Source organism: Superficieibacter sp. 1612_C1 (assembly GCF_015234305.1).
Taxonomy (GTDB): domain Bacteria; phylum Pseudomonadota; class Gammaproteobacteria; order Enterobacterales; family Enterobacteriaceae; genus Superficieibacter.
In genome coordinates, this window is sequence record NZ_JADGMI010000003.1 from 523,054 (window position 1) to 537,860 (window position 14,807).

At 54.4% G+C, this 14,807-nt stretch carries 15 protein-coding genes; 5 read left to right on the top strand and 10 right to left on the bottom strand.

The features are described from left to right. Positions 1–12 precede the first annotated feature (12 nt). Positions 13–342 (top strand): superoxide response transcriptional regulator SoxS, encoded by a 330-nt coding sequence (soxS, locus tag INT84_RS13655; RefSeq protein WP_176920880.1) that lies wholly within the window; start codon positions 13–15, stop codon positions 340–342. Here the strand turns inward: soxS and INT84_RS13660 are convergent. Continuing rightward, positions 327–1,916: an EAL domain-containing protein gene (locus INT84_RS13660; protein ID WP_194207214.1), complete on the bottom strand. Its 1,590-nt coding sequence runs from the start codon at positions 1,914–1,916 to the stop codon at positions 327–329. The two genes, soxS and INT84_RS13660, sit on opposite strands and share 16 nt — an antisense overlap. A gap of 814 nt (positions 1,917–2,730) precedes the next feature. Between INT84_RS13660 and INT84_RS13665 the strand changes: the two genes are divergently transcribed. Continuing rightward, positions 2,731–3,012 carry a YjcB family protein gene (locus INT84_RS13665; protein WP_194207215.1) on the top strand — a complete coding sequence of 94 codons (282 nt, stop codon included), beginning with the start codon at positions 2,731–2,733 and terminating at the stop codon, positions 3,010–3,012. A 62-nt stretch (positions 3,013–3,074) separates the two neighbouring features. Here the strand turns inward: INT84_RS13665 and ssb1 are convergent, their stop codons facing one another. Further along, a complete protein-coding gene (ssb1, locus tag INT84_RS13670) occupies positions 3,075–3,620 on the bottom strand; it encodes a single-stranded DNA-binding protein SSB1 (protein ID WP_176920883.1) in 546 nt (181 codons plus the stop codon). A gap of 248 nt (positions 3,621–3,868) precedes the next feature. Between ssb1 and uvrA the strand changes: the two genes are divergently transcribed. From uvrA to INT84_RS13685, 3 genes are all read left to right on the top strand, one after another. Continuing rightward, positions 3,869–6,691 carry an excinuclease ABC subunit UvrA gene (gene uvrA, locus INT84_RS13675; protein WP_194207216.1) on the top strand — a complete coding sequence of 941 codons (2,823 nt, stop codon included), beginning with the start codon at positions 3,869–3,871 and terminating at the stop codon, positions 6,689–6,691. Between the two features lie 142 nt (positions 6,692–6,833). Beyond that, the gene (locus tag INT84_RS13680) at positions 6,834–7,274 is read left to right on the top strand and encodes a hypothetical protein (protein ID WP_194207217.1); all 441 of its coding nucleotides are present in this window, start codon (positions 6,834–6,836) and stop codon (positions 7,272–7,274) included. Between the two features lie 2 nt (positions 7,275–7,276). Continuing rightward, a complete protein-coding gene (locus tag INT84_RS13685) occupies positions 7,277–7,606 on the top strand; it encodes a hypothetical protein (protein WP_194207218.1) in 330 nt (109 codons plus the stop codon). Between the two features lies 1 nt (position 7,607). Here the strand turns inward: INT84_RS13685 and INT84_RS13690 are convergent, their stop codons facing one another. From INT84_RS13690 to dnaB, 8 genes are all read right to left on the bottom strand, one after another. Further along, entirely contained in the window at positions 7,608–7,961 is a 354-nt protein-coding gene (locus tag INT84_RS13690; RefSeq protein WP_176920887.1) for an MmcQ/YjbR family DNA-binding protein, read from the bottom strand. A gap of 2 nt (positions 7,962–7,963) precedes the next feature. Beyond that, a complete protein-coding gene (locus tag INT84_RS13695) occupies positions 7,964–8,380 on the bottom strand; it encodes a secondary thiamine-phosphate synthase enzyme YjbQ (protein ID WP_194207219.1) in 417 nt (138 codons plus the stop codon). A gap of 109 nt (positions 8,381–8,489) precedes the next feature. Further along, a complete protein-coding gene (aphA, locus tag INT84_RS13700; RefSeq protein WP_194207220.1) occupies positions 8,490–9,203 on the bottom strand; it encodes an acid phosphatase AphA in 714 nt (237 codons plus the stop codon). Between the two features lie 197 nt (positions 9,204–9,400). Further along, on the bottom strand, positions 9,401–10,594 hold the full coding sequence (gene tyrB / locus INT84_RS13705; RefSeq protein ID WP_194207221.1) for an aromatic amino acid transaminase: 1,194 nt from the start codon (positions 10,592–10,594) through the stop codon (positions 9,401–9,403). A 70-nt stretch (positions 10,595–10,664) separates the two neighbouring features. Then, the gene (locus tag INT84_RS13710; RefSeq protein WP_228066224.1) at positions 10,665–11,699 is read right to left on the bottom strand and encodes an AAA family ATPase; all 1,035 of its coding nucleotides are present in this window, start codon (positions 11,697–11,699) and stop codon (positions 10,665–10,667) included. Next, positions 11,672–12,229 carry a nicotinamide riboside transporter PnuC gene (gene pnuC, locus INT84_RS13715; RefSeq protein WP_194207222.1) on the bottom strand — a complete coding sequence of 186 codons (558 nt, stop codon included), beginning with the start codon at positions 12,227–12,229 and terminating at the stop codon, positions 11,672–11,674. Before pnuC ends, INT84_RS13710 begins: the two co-directional genes overlap by 28 nt. 23 nt (positions 12,230–12,252) lie before the next feature. Then, positions 12,253–13,332, bottom strand: coding sequence for an alanine racemase (gene alr / locus INT84_RS13720; protein WP_194207223.1), 1,080 nt, complete (start codon positions 13,330–13,332; stop codon positions 12,253–12,255). Between the two features lie 38 nt (positions 13,333–13,370). Then, positions 13,371–14,777, bottom strand: coding sequence for a replicative DNA helicase (dnaB, locus tag INT84_RS13725; RefSeq protein ID WP_194207224.1), 1,407 nt, complete (start codon positions 14,775–14,777; stop codon positions 13,371–13,373). Positions 14,778–14,807 lie beyond the last annotated feature (30 nt).

Consider the following 14,807-nt stretch of genomic DNA (forward strand, 5'->3'; position numbering starts at 1 on the left):
AGAGGACGCTGTATGTCGCATCGTGAAATTATTCAAACGCTGATTGAATGGATTGATGAGCATATCGATCAACCGCTTAACATCGATATGGTTGCCAGAAAATCAGGCTATTCGAAGTGGTATCTGCAACGGATGTTCCGTGCGGTGATGCATCAAACGCTGGGTGATTATATCCGTCAGCGGCGCTTATTGATGGCAGCGGAGGCGTTGCGCACCACGCAGCGGCCGATTTTTGATATTGCGATGGATTTGGGTTATGTCTCCCAGCAGACCTTTTCCCGCGTGTTCCGCCGCGAGTTTGATCGCACGCCGACGGATTATCGCCATCAGATTTCAGCGTGACGCTTACGCGGCTTCAGCAGCCTTATCGGTTGCTGGAGCCAGAGAATAAACTCGTGCGACGGCATCGCTTTCGCAAAGTGCCAGCCCTGACAGTATTGAACGCCACGTTTCAATAGCCAGGAGACCTGCTCCGCCGTTTCCACACCCTCAGCGATGGTTTTCAGGCGCAAACTCTGTGCCATTTCAACAATATGCTCAGCAATCAGATTGTTGGTGCTTAAGGTATCAATAAATGATTTATCGATTTTTAATATATCGACATTGAGCGAGTAGAGATTGTGCAGGTTAGAATAGCCGGTGCCGAAATCATCAATTGCCACTTCATAGCCAGCCTGACGAAACGCCTGAATAACCGGTGTGGTTTTTGGCACATCAATAAACCCACGTTCGGTCACTTCAATTTTGATTTGCTGGGCCAGCACCGAGTATTTTTGTGCTTTATCAGAGATTAACGCGATTAAACGCGAAGAGTGGAAATCCGAAGCCGATAAGTTGATTGAGATATAGAGCTGCGGATGCGCGGCAAGAAACTCGCCTAAATCGGTAAACACTTCTTCCACCACGTAATTCGTTACATGCTCAATCAGCCCCTCTTTTTCTGCCAGCGGAATAAATTCCGCCGGACTCATCACTTGCCCTTCAAATGCTGGCCAGCGCAATAGCGCTTCTGCGCCAACGCACTGGTTATTTTTGATATCAATAATAGGCTGATAGTGCAGGCGAAGCTGGCGTTTCTGAAGCGCGCGCTGTAGCAGACGGCGCGGAGAGTTAAACTCCCGATGCGTTCGCGCCCAGACCAGCAGGATAAGAATACTGCATATCATTCCCAGAGGGAGCGTGAGCGATGCCTGGTGGTAGAAATTATCATGAAAGCGGGATGAAACGGTTGAGACAATAATAGCGATTGGCCGTCGTTCAGATCGCGCAATAGTATAAAAGCGTCCGTTATACTGAAAGGTGTAGTCTTTATTAAGCAGCAGTTTTTTTAATATCGCGGGATCGGCCTGCTCACTTACCGAAAAAAACGCATTGGTGACCGTATCGTATACCCCATACGCCAGGGACTGATCTTCCGAGATAACTTCACTGTAGGAGAGAGGATTAATAACAGCAACATAATTCCCTCGCCGCATATAGTTCATTTTATAGCCAGGGTAAAACGGGGTATCACGGTAGTAGTAAATAAAGATATCGGGCTTACGCCAGTAATTCTGTCTCGGCATCAGATAGGATTGTGCAGGACGAAGAGACGTCGAGCATAAAAAACGATCGCCCTCGGCGTAGATTAAATCATCAACGTATAGTCGGCCATGAACGATATTCAGCATTTGTTGCTGATGGCGGACGCTGCAAATGTCACCGCGGAATTGCTCTGCGGCATCGCGTGCCAGATCGGCCTGACGAATTACTTTTTCCGTTTTATTGAGAGCAAGTTGCGCAAATGAGCGCAGCTGGTCACGAGTTTCTGAAACGGCTCTTAAATGAGCAAACCATAGCGCAAGCATCACCGGCAGTAAAACTACCATGATGATCCCGAGGACTCTCAGCACCTTGCGTTGCACGCTATGGTTCATTTCAGCCTAATATCCCTGCATTTTATGTGCCTGAGCCCCAAAATGGATACTTTGATAAAAGAAGTGATTACGTTGCATGAATCATACGACATTAGCAACCGACTTTTTATCGCAAAAACCTAATATTTAGTGATGACGATAATATTTTTCCGTAAGGCAAACTTAAAGTGGAGGTCACGTTTTTATTAAGGAGAGGAGAAAATGTACATGGCGTTGTTTAAAGCAGGAGAAGCCAGGCTAAGGGCTAAAGCGTATTGTATAGTTCTGCATCAACTGGTTGATGAGTGTCCTTTTTAGCAGCATAAATGCTGAATTAGAGATACAACTTTTGAGGATATTCGCTAAAGATAAACAGCGTAATAATTAAGTATTCGTTAAATTACAAAAAAATATATGCAGCGTTGAGAAACATAAAAATACGAGCAAAAAAAATGCCAGGAGAATTAAAAAGCCCGCGGTTAAAGGGGTGCTAAAAAGTTAAGCTGACGCATAACAATCCGTATTGCGACATTTTATAAAATAGTTATAGGGCGAAACATGTTATCGCCGCTTAATTCTTAATCAAAACTGAATTGAGAAAACCAGATATCACTATAGCGGAGTTTCATCACTACGTATGACATTTTTCTTGCCCTTCGACAAGCACGAAGGCGGTTCTTTCACTGGCGAATAAAACAACAAATGTGATATAGTTCACAAATCCTGTGACACAGGAACGCCGTTTCATAAAAATTTCCCTGCCTGACGACAGTCTGCGCCTCCCGGCCGGGCTGCTGGCCGAAGGCATGTCGTTTTTCACTGAGGATAAGATTTCATGGCTACCATTACTACCAGCGTCGTGTTGCTGCGCTGGCCTCTGGTAAGCGCCGGGCTAATGTTTTTAGCCAGCACGTTGAACATTCAGTTTCGCAAAGCGGATTATATCGGCCTGGCGGTGATCAGCACGCTGCTGGGTATGATTGCCGCCTGCTGGTTTGCGACCAACCTGCTGGGGATCACGATGGCTGATGTCTCTATGATCTGGGGCAACGTAAAAGATGTGATGGTTGAAACGATGGGGCAGATGCCGCCGGAATGGCCTGTGGTCATGACCTGATGATAGTCTGTTACACAATGAACTGACCAGCCCCGGTAAAGGAGCTGGTCGGGATATCGCGCTTAGAACGGAATATCGTCGTCAAAGTCCATCGGCGGTTCGTTGGACTGCGCAGGTGCTGCCTGCTGTTGTGGCTGCGGGCGAGACTGCGCGCCGCCGCTGAACTGGTTGCCGCCCTGAGACTGCTGCTGAGGCTGCTGAGGTTGACCCCAACCGCCCTGCTGACCGCCGCCTGCCGGTGCGCCGCCGCCCTGCGGACGTCCGCCCAGCATCTGCATCACGCCGCCAATCTGCGGGACGTTAATCTCGGTGGTGTAGCGCTCCTGACCACTTTGATCGGTCCATTTACGGGTACGTAACTGCCCTTCGATATACACCTGAGAACCTTTGCGCAGATACTCACCGGCCACTTCCGCCAGTTTGCCGAACATCACCACGCGATGCCATTCTGTCTGCTCTTTCGTCTCACCGGTCTGCTTATCACGCCAGGATTCGGAAGTAGCCAGCGTGAAGTTGGCAACTGCGCCACCACTCGGCAAGTAGCGTACTTCCGGGTCCTGCCCCAGATTACCGACGAGAATCACCTTATTTACGCCTCTACTGGCCATAATTGTGTCTCCTGAAAACGTTCTTAATGAGTGTAAACGCGCGATTGTAACATTACCAGACCACGCTTTGATACCTTGTGAAGTCGATTCCGTTAAACAACTTCCTGATGACATTTTTGCACATCTGCATGGAAGTTGCATTCCAATACTGTATATTCATTCAGGTTAATTTGTGTCATAATTAGCCGTTTCAGTTGCAAAAAAACGCCGTTTGTCCTTCAAACAAATCAGGCTACCGGGAAAGGTGAATGGATAAGATAGAAGTTCGGGGCGCACGTACCCACAATCTAAAAAACATCAACCTCGTTATCCCTCGCGACAAACTGATTGTCGTCACCGGGCTTTCGGGTTCTGGCAAATCTTCTCTGGCTTTTGACACGTTATACGCTGAAGGGCAACGTCGCTACGTCGAGTCCCTTTCTGCCTATGCGCGTCAGTTCCTGTCGCTGATGGAAAAGCCGGATGTCGATCATATTGAAGGCTTATCGCCAGCGATTTCTATTGAACAGAAATCAACGTCGCATAACCCGCGTTCTACCGTAGGGACGATTACCGAGATCCACGACTACCTGCGTCTGCTATTTGCCCGCGTGGGCGAGCCGCGCTGCCCGGATCACGACGTACCGCTGGCCGCGCAAACCGTCAGCCAGATGGTCGATAACGTGCTGTCACAGCCTGAGGAAAAGCGGCTAATGCTGCTCGCGCCCATCATCAAAGAGCGTAAGGGCGAACACACTAAGACGCTGGAAAACCTCGCCAGTCAGGGGTATATCCGCGCCAGGATTGACGGCGAAGTCTGCGATCTCTCGGACCCGCCCTCGCTGGAGCTGCAAAAGAAACATACTATTGAGGTGGTGATCGACCGCTTTAAGGTACGTGACGATCTCTCTCAGCGTCTGGCCGAATCTTTTGAAACGGCGCTGGATCTCTCCGGCGGTACGGCCATCGTCGCCGATATGGACGATCCCAAAGCGGAAGAGCTGCTCTTCTCCGCCAACTTTGCCTGTCCGATTTGCGGCTACAGCATGCGCGAGCTTGAACCGCGCCTGTTCTCGTTTAATAACCCGGCGGGCGCGTGTCCAACCTGTGACGGGCTGGGCGTGCAGCAGTATTTCGATCCCGATCGCGTGCTGCAAAACCCGGAGCTGTCGCTGGCGGGCGGGGCGATCCGCGGCTGGGATCGCCGTAACTTTTACTATTTCCAGATGCTGCGCTCGCTGGCGGAGCATTACAAATTCGACGTCGATGCACCGTGGGGCAGCCTGAGCGCCAGCGTGCAGAAGGTCATTCTCTTTGGTTCCGGTAAAGAGTCTATTGAATTCAAATACATGAACGACCGCGGGGATACTTCCGTGCGCCGTCATCCGTTTGAAGGCGTGCTGCATAATATGGAGCGTCGCTATAAAGAGACCGAATCCAGCGCGGTGCGCGAGGAGCTGGCAAAGTACATCAGCAACCGTCCGTGCGCGACCTGTGAAGGGACGCGTCTGCGTCGCGAAGCGCGTCACGTATTTGTTGAAAACACCGCGCTCCCGACCATCTCTGATATGAGCATCGGTCATGCGATGGACTTCTTCACTAACCTGAAGCTGTCCGGCCAGCGGGCGAAAATCGCTGAGAAAGTGCTCAAAGAGATTGGCGATCGTCTGAAATTCCTGGTCAACGTCGGCCTGAACTACCTGACGCTTTCACGCTCGGCGGAAACGCTTTCCGGCGGCGAGGCGCAGCGTATTCGTCTGGCAAGCCAGATTGGTGCGGGCCTGGTCGGCGTCATGTACGTGCTGGATGAACCCTCTATCGGCCTGCATCAGCGCGATAACGAACGTCTGCTGGGGACGCTGGTTCACCTGCGCGATCTTGGTAACACCGTGATTGTGGTGGAGCATGACGAAGACGCGATTCGCGCGGCGGATCACGTGATTGATATCGGCCCCGGTGCAGGCGTTCACGGCGGTCAGGTAGTAGCAGAAGGTCCGCTGGACGCCATTATGGCGGTGCCGGAATCCCTGACCGGTCAGTTTATGAGCGGCAAGCGCAAAATCGAGGTGCCGAAGGAGCGGGTGAAAGCCGATCCGGAGAAAGTGCTGCGGTTAACCGGCGCACGCGGCAATAACCTGAAAGACGTTACCCTGACGCTGCCGGTGGGGCTGTTTACCTGCGTGACCGGCGTCTCCGGTTCCGGTAAATCAACGCTGATTAACGATACGCTGTTCCCGATTGCTCAGCGTCAGCTGAACGGCGCGACCATCATCGAACCGGCACCGTACCGCGATGTGCAGGGCCTGGAGCATTTCGATAAGGTTATCGACATCGACCAAAGCCCAATCGGTCGTACGCCGCGCTCTAACCCGGCGACCTACACCGGCGTCTTTACGCCAGTGCGAGAACTGTTTGCCGGCGTACCGGAGTCCCGTTCACGCGGCTATACGCCAGGACGTTTTAGCTTTAACGTGCGCGGCGGGCGCTGCGAGGCCTGTCAGGGCGACGGCGTGATTAAGGTTGAGATGCACTTCCTGCCGGACATTTACGTGCCGTGCGATCAGTGTAAAGGCAAGCGCTATAACCGTGAAACGCTGGAAGTGAAGTACAAAGGCAAAAGCATTCACGAAGTGCTGGATATGACCATCGAAGAAGCGCGTGAGTTCTTTGATGCCGTACCGGCGCTGGCGCGTAAGTTACAAACGCTGATGGACGTTGGCCTGTCGTACATCCGTCTCGGTCAGGCGGCGACAACGCTTTCCGGCGGTGAAGCCCAGCGCGTGAAGCTGGCGCGTGAGCTGTCGAAGCGCGGTACCGGGCAGACGCTGTATATTCTTGATGAGCCGACTACCGGTCTGCACTTTGCCGATATTCAGCAACTGCTGGAAGTGCTGCACCAGTTACGCGATCAGGGCAACACCATCGTGGTGATTGAGCATAACCTTGATGTCATCAAGACCGCCGACTGGGTGGTCGATCTCGGTCCGGAAGGCGGCAGCGGCGGCGGCGAGATCCTCGTCTCCGGCACGCCGGAAACGGTGGCGGAGTGCGAAGCTTCGCATACCGCGCGTTTCCTCAAACCGATGCTGTAACCGTTCTCTGCCGCTTCCTGTTACGGGAAGCGGCATCATTTTTCCTCATCCGTTCTCATTTCTCCCCCGTGAGCTTTTATGATTTGCCCCGTCACCCCGGCTGGTATGAGATTGCCGCACCTGTTCACCGCCGGAAACGATCATGCTTTGCTATCACTGGATCACCCGATGCGCCGCCGTATGCTGCGCCCTTTTGCTGTCGGCCTGCTCGCTAACCGATAACTACAACGCTCAGGCCCATCAGCAACTGGAAGGGCTGGAAACGTCGTATCTGCACTTTATCGCCGATGCGGCCACCGCGCCGCTGGATACAAACATCATTGCCCGGGACGATAGCGAACTCCGCCAGGGCTTTGATGAGGCGCTGATGCTGGCGGCAACGCTTAACGATCCGCTACGCATAGAGAATCTGACCCTGCTGGAAGACAATTACTTTCGCCTGCATGCGCGAGTAATCCGACAAAACAGCGCGCTGACAGAAGTTCAGGCGAGACTGTTCACACAGCAGGCCCGGCAGGCATGGCAACTGGCTATTGAGGGCGAATGTCTGCGACCCGGTTCCGCCTGCCATCCGGAGAAATAAAGATGCCATCGCTTAATACGCTTTTAACCAACGCCAAAGGACAGCCTGCGAGCTTAGGCACAGCGGCCACAGAATTTATCACCCTGCTTGATCTTGCCACCCGCGATGAAGATGCCGGCATACGCGATGCCGGAACGTTGATCGCACTGGCTCTGCGCGAAAAAGCACGTGGCTGGCTTACCCAGGATGATCTGATCGTTTTACTGGAGGGGCAGCGCGACATCGCCCGCCTGCGCGCGAATAATGCGGAAATAGCTCTCCGCAGTCGCATTCAGTCGATTGTCATCCGCCTGCTTGATATCGCACTGGCAACGCTGATTGCCGCACTCTGAGTCAGCGCGCCAGCAGTTTGCGTTTATCTTCCGGCAGCGTCGTGATGACCTGCTGATAAGAGGCATCTACCAGATAATAAATTTGTGAAGCTGGCAATGTGCCGTCAAGGTACACCGTGCTCCAGTGCGCTTTATTAAGATGCTTGCTGGGTCGAACATCTTTATGTTCATTACGTAATAGCTCTGCCAGCTCGGGGCTGGTTTTCAGGGAAACGGCCGGGCGTTCTTCCACTATTTTGACCATCGCAAAAAGGACATCTGCGACTTTAATCTGCGTGGCTTTCCAGTCGCTGTGTACGCTCTGTTCCGCGCCCGGTTTTGCCATACAGTATTGTAAGAGTTCCGAATCGGTCATGATTATTCTCCTTGCAGGGTCGCGATAATATGACGCGAACCGCCGTGGATACGATGTTCTCCCAGCCAAATCCCCTGCCAGGTGCCGAGTTGCACGCGCCCGTTTTTCACCGGCAGCAGCAGGGAAACGCCCAGCGTTGATGATTTGATATGCGAGGGCATATCGTCTGCCCCTTCATAATCATGTTCATACGGGGCGTTATCGGGGATGGCTTTGAGAAAATGCTGTTCCATATCGCGTCGAACGCTCGGATCGCAGTTCTCATTGAGGGTCAGGGAGGCGGAAGTGTGTTGAAGCAGCAGATGCAGCAAGCCGATGTTAACGCGTGATAGATCGTGAATTTGCCCCAGCACCTCATCCGTCACCAGGTGAAATCCACGCGGCTGCGCGCGTAATGTCAGGGTTTGCTGATACCACATAAGCTGCTCCAGTCAGAAAGATGAACCTCTCTAAGTGTGCAGCAAGACGCCAAAAGGTAAACCCTTTGGCGTCTTTTTGTTTAAAAAGCCAGCAATTCACATGTGAACGTTAATATTCAGAGTTAGCAATCACTTCTTCGCCAAACATGCCAGCCTGCGGCAGCGGTTTATAGGTCGAGTTAGAGGCGCGTAGCACACGGATCGCCCGCGCGCCCGTCTCCTGCGCGGCAGTAATGTCGTTATCAGAATCGCCGTAGAACAGTTTGATCTGCTTATCCTGTAACCACTGGGTTTTGGTATTCTGGCCTGCTTTATCGCCCGCGAAAATGACCGGATTCATGTTTGCCGCCGGAATAGAAAAATCGTTCTGTAGCGTTTTTGACACCGTTTCGGTCTGGGTCTGGCTGCGTCCGGTGATGAAGTAAATACGGTCGCCGCGTTTAACGTGCATAGCAATCAGCGCGCGCGCCACCTCTTTTGGAATACTGAACTCATCCCAGCCGTTATTCATTTTTTCCCAGAAGGCCGGATTGTGCAGATAGTCCTCGCTGTCGGGCGAATACGTTTCTTTACCGCGCCAGAAGCCAGGGCTTGAGAACAGCACGGTATCGTCGATATCAAAACCCACGGCCATCGGCGGGCGTCCCGTCAGGCTATTTTCGATTTGCGCCACGGAAACCCAGTGAACCGGCGCTTGTTCAGCGAGTCTGGCAACGTTGGTGCCTGTGTACAGCGGAGAAGGCGTGGAGGCGCGGGCGACGACCGTGCCATTAAGTGCCAGAGCCAGGCAGGCGGTACTGAGCGCCATGATAATTTTGCGCATACGTTTCCCTTAAGTCCCTATTTTTTATGTTGTTAACGTGCGCAGTTATTGTGCGCTTTTTCAGACCTTAATCTCAGCGGCAGGCGAAAGAAAGGGTTTTATCGGCATTGGTTGTGCGGGATCAAAAAGGCAGGTAATGCGCGAAGTCCGACATGATTTTGCCAGACTTCGCGCCCGGGCAGCGGGTAAGTGAGCGCTTACATTACCGCAGCGAAAGCCTGTGCCACGCGCTCAACGTTGCGTGTATTCAGTCCGGCGACACACATTCGTCCGCTGGCAATCAGGTAAATACCAAATTCGTCGCGCAAGCGATCAACCTGGGCCGCGCTCAGTCCGGTATAGCTGAACATGCCGCGCTGTTGCAGCAGGTAGTCGAAGTTGCGTCCCGGCACGGCCTCTTTTAGCACCGTGACCAGCGTCTGACGCATCGCCAGAATTCGCAGGCGCATCTCTTCCACCTCTGCCAGCCAGCTAGCTTTTAACCCGGCGTCACCCAGCACCGTCGAGACCACCTGCGCACCGAAATTCGGCGGGCTGGAGTAGTTGCGACGCACGGTCGCTTTTAACTGACCCAGCACGCGAGAGGCCGATTCAGCATCGTCACAGACCACCGACAGCCCGCCGACGCGCTCGCCGTACAGCGAGAAAATCTTGGAAAACGAATTGCTGACCAGCGCGGGCAGCCCGGCGCTGGCAATCGCGCGGATCGCATACGCATCCTCTTCCATACCCGCACCAAAACCCTGATAGGCAATATCGAGGAACGGGATCAGCTCACGGGCCTTCAGCACCTCTACTACCGCATCCCACTGATCATTGGTGAGATCGGACCCGGTAGGGTTATGACAGCACGGATGCAGCAGGACAATACTCTGCGCGGGCAGCGTATTCAGCGTTTCGATGAGCGCATTAACGCGAACGCCTTTGGTGGTATCGTCAAACCAGGGGTAGGTGTTTACGCTGAATCCGGCACCTTCAAAAATGGCCACGTGATTATCCCAGGTTGGATCGCTGACCCAGACGCCAGAATTCGGGAAATAGCGTTTCAGGAAATCCGCCCCGACTTTCAGCGCGCCAGAGCCGCCGAGGGTCTGGATGGTCGCCACGCGATGCTGCGCCAGTACCGGATGATCGGCACCAAATAGCAGGGGAGCAATGGTGTGACGATAACTATTCAGACCTTCCATTGGCAGATAAAGCGACGCGCCATGCGGCTGCGCATTGAGACGCGCCTCGGCTTCAGCCACCGCCTGTAGCTGCGGAATAATGCCATCTTCATTGTAATAAAGGCCGATGCTGAGATTGACTTTGTCGCTGCGCGGATCGTCTTTGAAGCGTTCCATCAGGGAGAGAATCGGGTCGCCAGCGTAGGCGTCAACTTTCTGAAACACGTGGTGGTTCTCCAGGTTTACGGTCTGAGTGAATTACACAATAAACCAGCCTGCAAAGAGATAACAGCGTTTAATGCAGCGTCGCCAGGTGCGTCAGAATTTGCGTAATCCGCTCAGAAACCGGACCAAGGACGCGAATAAACGGCAGCTTTCTGCGCGTCAGCTCTCGCTCATACCACGCCTGTTGCAGACGGCGAAAATCCTCCCCCTGCCGCGTGCCGTCCTGCACAAAATCGAAATCGGCATCGCACAGGACAATCAATGCGTAATCTCGCTCGGCAAGGTGATGAAGTTCTGGCGGCGCATGGCCGAACTGATGAAGCGTATAGAACAGGGTCGTCAGCGGCGAGGTGTCACAGACCAGATACTGCGCTGGCTGTGCGGCCTCTTCGCGCTGGACCTGGGTGCGGGCGATATGCAGAAGATCGTGATAACCTAACTCCCCCTGCTTCTGTTCCCAGTATTCACGGCCAAATTCAGCGACGAACGTGGTATTCAGCGCCTCTGCCAGCGCTTTTGAGAGCGTACTTTTACCGGTGGACTCTCCGCCCAGCAGACAAATGCGAAAAATAAAATCACGGTAGACCTCGTCCGCCAGTATCGCACGATGGCGGTGAACATCGGCGCGGATCAGCGTCCCGGACGGCGCGTCAGGCTCCGCACCGCGCTGTAGCCTGACGTGCGTAACCGGCTGTTTAAAACGCTCGCTGAGCACCGCCGCAAAGCCGTCACCATAATCTTCTCCGCTAAATACCGCCTGCGGACGTTGCTGAAAAACCTGCTCGCATACCGTGGCAACATAGTGTCGATGGCTATCCGCGCTATCCTCGTTATGAGGGATCGCCGGGAGTTGCCACGCCGTCACCCGCTCAGGCGTCAGCACAATTGACCGACACTGAGGAAACCGCTGTTGCAGCCAGCGCTGCCGCTTTTCCGGCTCGCAGCCCGGCAGTTCAGGCACCGAATAACTCAGCAGCAGTACCGTGTCGCACTGCGCCAGCGCGGCGTTAATCAGCCGCTCATGGCCGCAGTGCAGTGGCGCAAACTTGCCGACAATAAGACCGGTGGCGAAGCGCTTCATTGCCTTCTCAGCTCTCTGCGCCATTTCCACAGACCGTGCCAGGCGTTAAACCAGAAAATCAGATACAGCCCCGCCGTCAGGGACAATCCACGATACGCATACAACGGGACTGCCAGCGTGTTCACGGCAAGCCAGACGTACCAGTTTTCCAGACGGCGGCCCATCAGCATAAACTGCGCCAGCACGCTGAACGTCAGGATTAAGGAATCCAGCCACGGCGACCAGGCGTTAGTGAAGGTATGCAATAAGAGGCCATAGCCAGCGGCGACGAGGATCGCGCCGCAGAAAAGCAGAAAAAGATGGCCGACGTGTGTCTTCCTGATGGGAAGCACCTCGCCGTGATAGCCTTTAAGCCAGTGTAGCCAGCCGGTAATACTGGTGGCGATGAAAAAGATCTGTAGCGTCACATCGGCGTAGAGTTGTACCGACCAGAATACCCAGCCATACAGCACGCTACCGATAATGCCCGTCCACCAGGTGTGAACGCTGTTACGCGCCGCCAGCCAGACTGAAATGGCATAGCTGAGGCAGGCGGCGATTTCCGGTATGGACATTTTCCCTCCCTGGAAAGCCAGGATTAATCGATATACTGCATCGCTACCCGCGACGTTAGCCGCGTGATAAGTTCGTAAGCACTTACTTTTGTAATTTCAGCAATTCGCTCAACGGGTAAACCCTCGCCCCACACGATCACGGTATCACCTGCACGGTCGGCGCTTTCCGGGCCTAAATCAACGCAGATCATATCCATCGCCACGCGCCCGACAATCGGCACTTCACGCCCGTTGACCAGCACCGGCGTACCGGACGGTGCGGCGCGTGGATAACCATCGCCGTAGCCCATCGCCACCACACCCAGACGGGTATCGCGCTCGCTCACCCAGGTGCCGCCGTAGCCGACCGGCTCGCCGGCTTTATGTTCGCGCACGGCAATCAGGCTGGAGGTGAGCGACATGACCGGCTGGAAGCCAAAATCCGGGCCCCAGGGTTTTTGCTCCAGCGGCGAGACGCCGTAGAGAATAATGCCCGGCCGCGCCCAGTCAAAATGCGACTGCGGCCATAGCAGAATGCCGCCCGAAGCGGCGATAGAGCGCTGCCCCGGTTTGCCTTCGCAGAACGTATTAAAAATATCGAGCTGTCTCTCTGTGGCCCCACACTCAGGCTCATCGGCACGGGCAAAATGGCTGACGATATTGACAGGCTGACGCACGTTTTTGCACTGCGTCAGACGCTGATAAAACGCCTCCGCCTCTTCCGGGCGCACGCCGAGGCGGTGCATACCGGTATCCAGCTTCATCCATACGGTAACCGGCTCGCTGAGATCGGCGCTTTCCAGCGCCTCAAGCTGTTCGGGATTATGGACGGCAGTGTGCAGATGCTGTGCGGCGATGGTCGGCAGATCGGCAGCGTTGAAAAAGCCTTCGAGCAGTAAAATCGGCTGGGGAATGCCGCCTTGACGCAGCTGTAAAGCCTCTTCGAGACGGGCGACGCCGAAAGCGTCAGCGTCGGGGAGCGTTCGCGCGGTCTCCAGGAGACCGTGTCCGTAGGCGTTCGCTTTCACCACCGCAACGAGCTTGCTGGCGGGAGCCAGTTCGCGCAGGCGTTGCAGGTTGTGTCGCAGAGCGCGGCGGTTAATAACTACAGTTGCCGCTTGCATGTGTGTTCCTTGATAAGTGTTTGCTTTAACTACCTGAATTATTCGTCGTCGTACTGTGGTCCGGCGTAGTTATCAAAACGCGACCACTGCCCGTTAAAGGTCAAACGTACCGTACCGATAGGGCCATTACGCTGTTTACCGATAATAATTTCGGCGATGCCTTTAAGATCGCTGTTCTCGTGATACACCTCGTCACGATAGATAAACATGATTAAGTCGGCGTCCTGCTCAATGGAGCCGGATTCACGGAGATCGGAGTTCACCGGGCGTTTGTCGGCACGCTGCTCCAGCGAGCGGTTAAGCTGCGACAGCGCCACTACCGGCACCTGAAGCTCTTTCGCCAGCGCCTTCAGCGAGCGGGAGATTTCGGCGATCTCCAGGGTACGGTTATCGGACAGCGACGGCACGCGCATCAGCTGGAGGTAGTCGATCATGATCAGGCTCAGCCCGTCATGCTCGCGGAAAATACGCCGTGCGCGGGAGCGGACTTCCGTCGGCGTTAGGCCGGAGGAGTCGTCGATATACATATTGCGCTTTTCCAGCAGGATCCCCATCGTGCCGGAGATCCGCGCCCAGTCTTCGTCATCAAGCTGCCCGGTACGAATGCGCGTCTGATCGACACGGGAGAGCGACGCCAGCATACGCATCATGATCTGTTCGCCGGGCATCTCCAGACTGAAGATCAGTACCGGTTTATCCTGCAACATCGCCGCGTTTTCGCAGAGGTTCATCGCAAAGGTGGTTTTACCCATCGACGGACGTGCCGCCACGATGATCAAATCCGAGCGTTGCAGACCGGCGGTTTTCTTATTCAGATCCTGATAGCCGGTATCCACCCCGGTGACGCCATCGTGCGGCTGCTGAAATAACGTCTCAATACGCGCCACGGTGGCGTCGAGGATCTGATCGATACTCTTCGGGCCTTCGTCTTTATTCGCGCGGTTTTCGGCGATCTGAAAAACGCGGGATTCGGCGAGATCCAGCAGTTCGTCGCTGCTGCGGCCCTGCGGATCGTAGCCCGCATCGGCAATCTCATTAGCCACCGAAATCATATCGCGGACGACGGCGCGTTCGCGCACGATATCCGCGTAAGCGTTGATGTTCGCCGCGCTTGGCGTATTTTTTGATAGTTCCGCCAGATAGGCGAAGCCGCCGACGCTGTCCAGCTGCCCCTGTTGTTCAAGGGATTCAGCGAGGGTGATCAGGTCGATGGGTTTCCCCATCTCCTGCAAACGCCCCATTTCGGTGAAAATATGCCGGTGTGGCCGGGTATAAAAGTCATCCGACACTACGCGTTCGGCGACATCGTCCCAGCGTTCGTTATCCAGCATTAAACCACCCAACACCGACTGTTCCGCTTCAATCGAGTGCGGTGGCATTTTCAGCCCGGCGACCTGCGGGTCGCGAGGTTCAGTCTGTTTGTTGAAGGGTTTATTTCCTGCCATAGTGAATGGAGTTACCGAGATGATGAATGG

What these genes read in the sequence shown, in the direction of transcription:
- soxS (WP_176920880.1), top strand. Translation starts at nt 13, where the DNA reads ATGTCGCATCGTGAAATTATTCAAACGCTGATTGAATGGATTGATGAG.
- INT84_RS13660 (WP_194207214.1), bottom strand. Translation starts at nt 1,916, where the DNA reads ATGAACCATAGCGTGCAACGCAAGGTGCTGAGAGTCCTCGGGATCATC.
- INT84_RS13665 (WP_194207215.1), top strand. Translation starts at nt 2,731, where the DNA reads ATGGCTACCATTACTACCAGCGTCGTGTTGCTGCGCTGGCCTCTGGTA.
- ssb1 (WP_176920883.1), bottom strand. Translation starts at nt 3,620, where the DNA reads ATGGCCAGTAGAGGCGTAAATAAGGTGATTCTCGTCGGTAATCTGGGG.
- uvrA (WP_194207216.1), top strand. Translation starts at nt 3,869, where the DNA reads ATGGATAAGATAGAAGTTCGGGGCGCACGTACCCACAATCTAAAAAAC.
- INT84_RS13680 (WP_194207217.1), top strand. Translation starts at nt 6,834, where the DNA reads ATGCTTTGCTATCACTGGATCACCCGATGCGCCGCCGTATGCTGCGCC.
- INT84_RS13685 (WP_194207218.1), top strand. Translation starts at nt 7,277, where the DNA reads ATGCCATCGCTTAATACGCTTTTAACCAACGCCAAAGGACAGCCTGCG.
- INT84_RS13690 (WP_176920887.1), bottom strand. Translation starts at nt 7,961, where the DNA reads ATGACCGATTCGGAACTCTTACAATACTGTATGGCAAAACCGGGCGCG.
- INT84_RS13695 (WP_194207219.1), bottom strand. Translation starts at nt 8,380, where the DNA reads ATGTGGTATCAGCAAACCCTGACATTACGCGCGCAGCCGCGTGGATTT.
- aphA (WP_194207220.1), bottom strand. Translation starts at nt 9,203, where the DNA reads ATGCGCAAAATTATCATGGCGCTCAGTACCGCCTGCCTGGCTCTGGCA.
- INT84_RS13710 (WP_228066224.1), bottom strand. Translation starts at nt 11,699, where the DNA reads ATGGCGCAGAGAGCTGAGAAGGCAATGAAGCGCTTCGCCACCGGTCTT.
- pnuC (WP_194207222.1), bottom strand. Translation starts at nt 12,229, where the DNA reads ATGTCCATACCGGAAATCGCCGCCTGCCTCAGCTATGCCATTTCAGTC.
- alr (WP_194207223.1), bottom strand. Translation starts at nt 13,332, where the DNA reads ATGCAAGCGGCAACTGTAGTTATTAACCGCCGCGCTCTGCGACACAAC.
- dnaB (WP_194207224.1), bottom strand. Translation starts at nt 14,777, where the DNA reads ATGGCAGGAAATAAACCCTTCAACAAACAGACTGAACCTCGCGACCCG.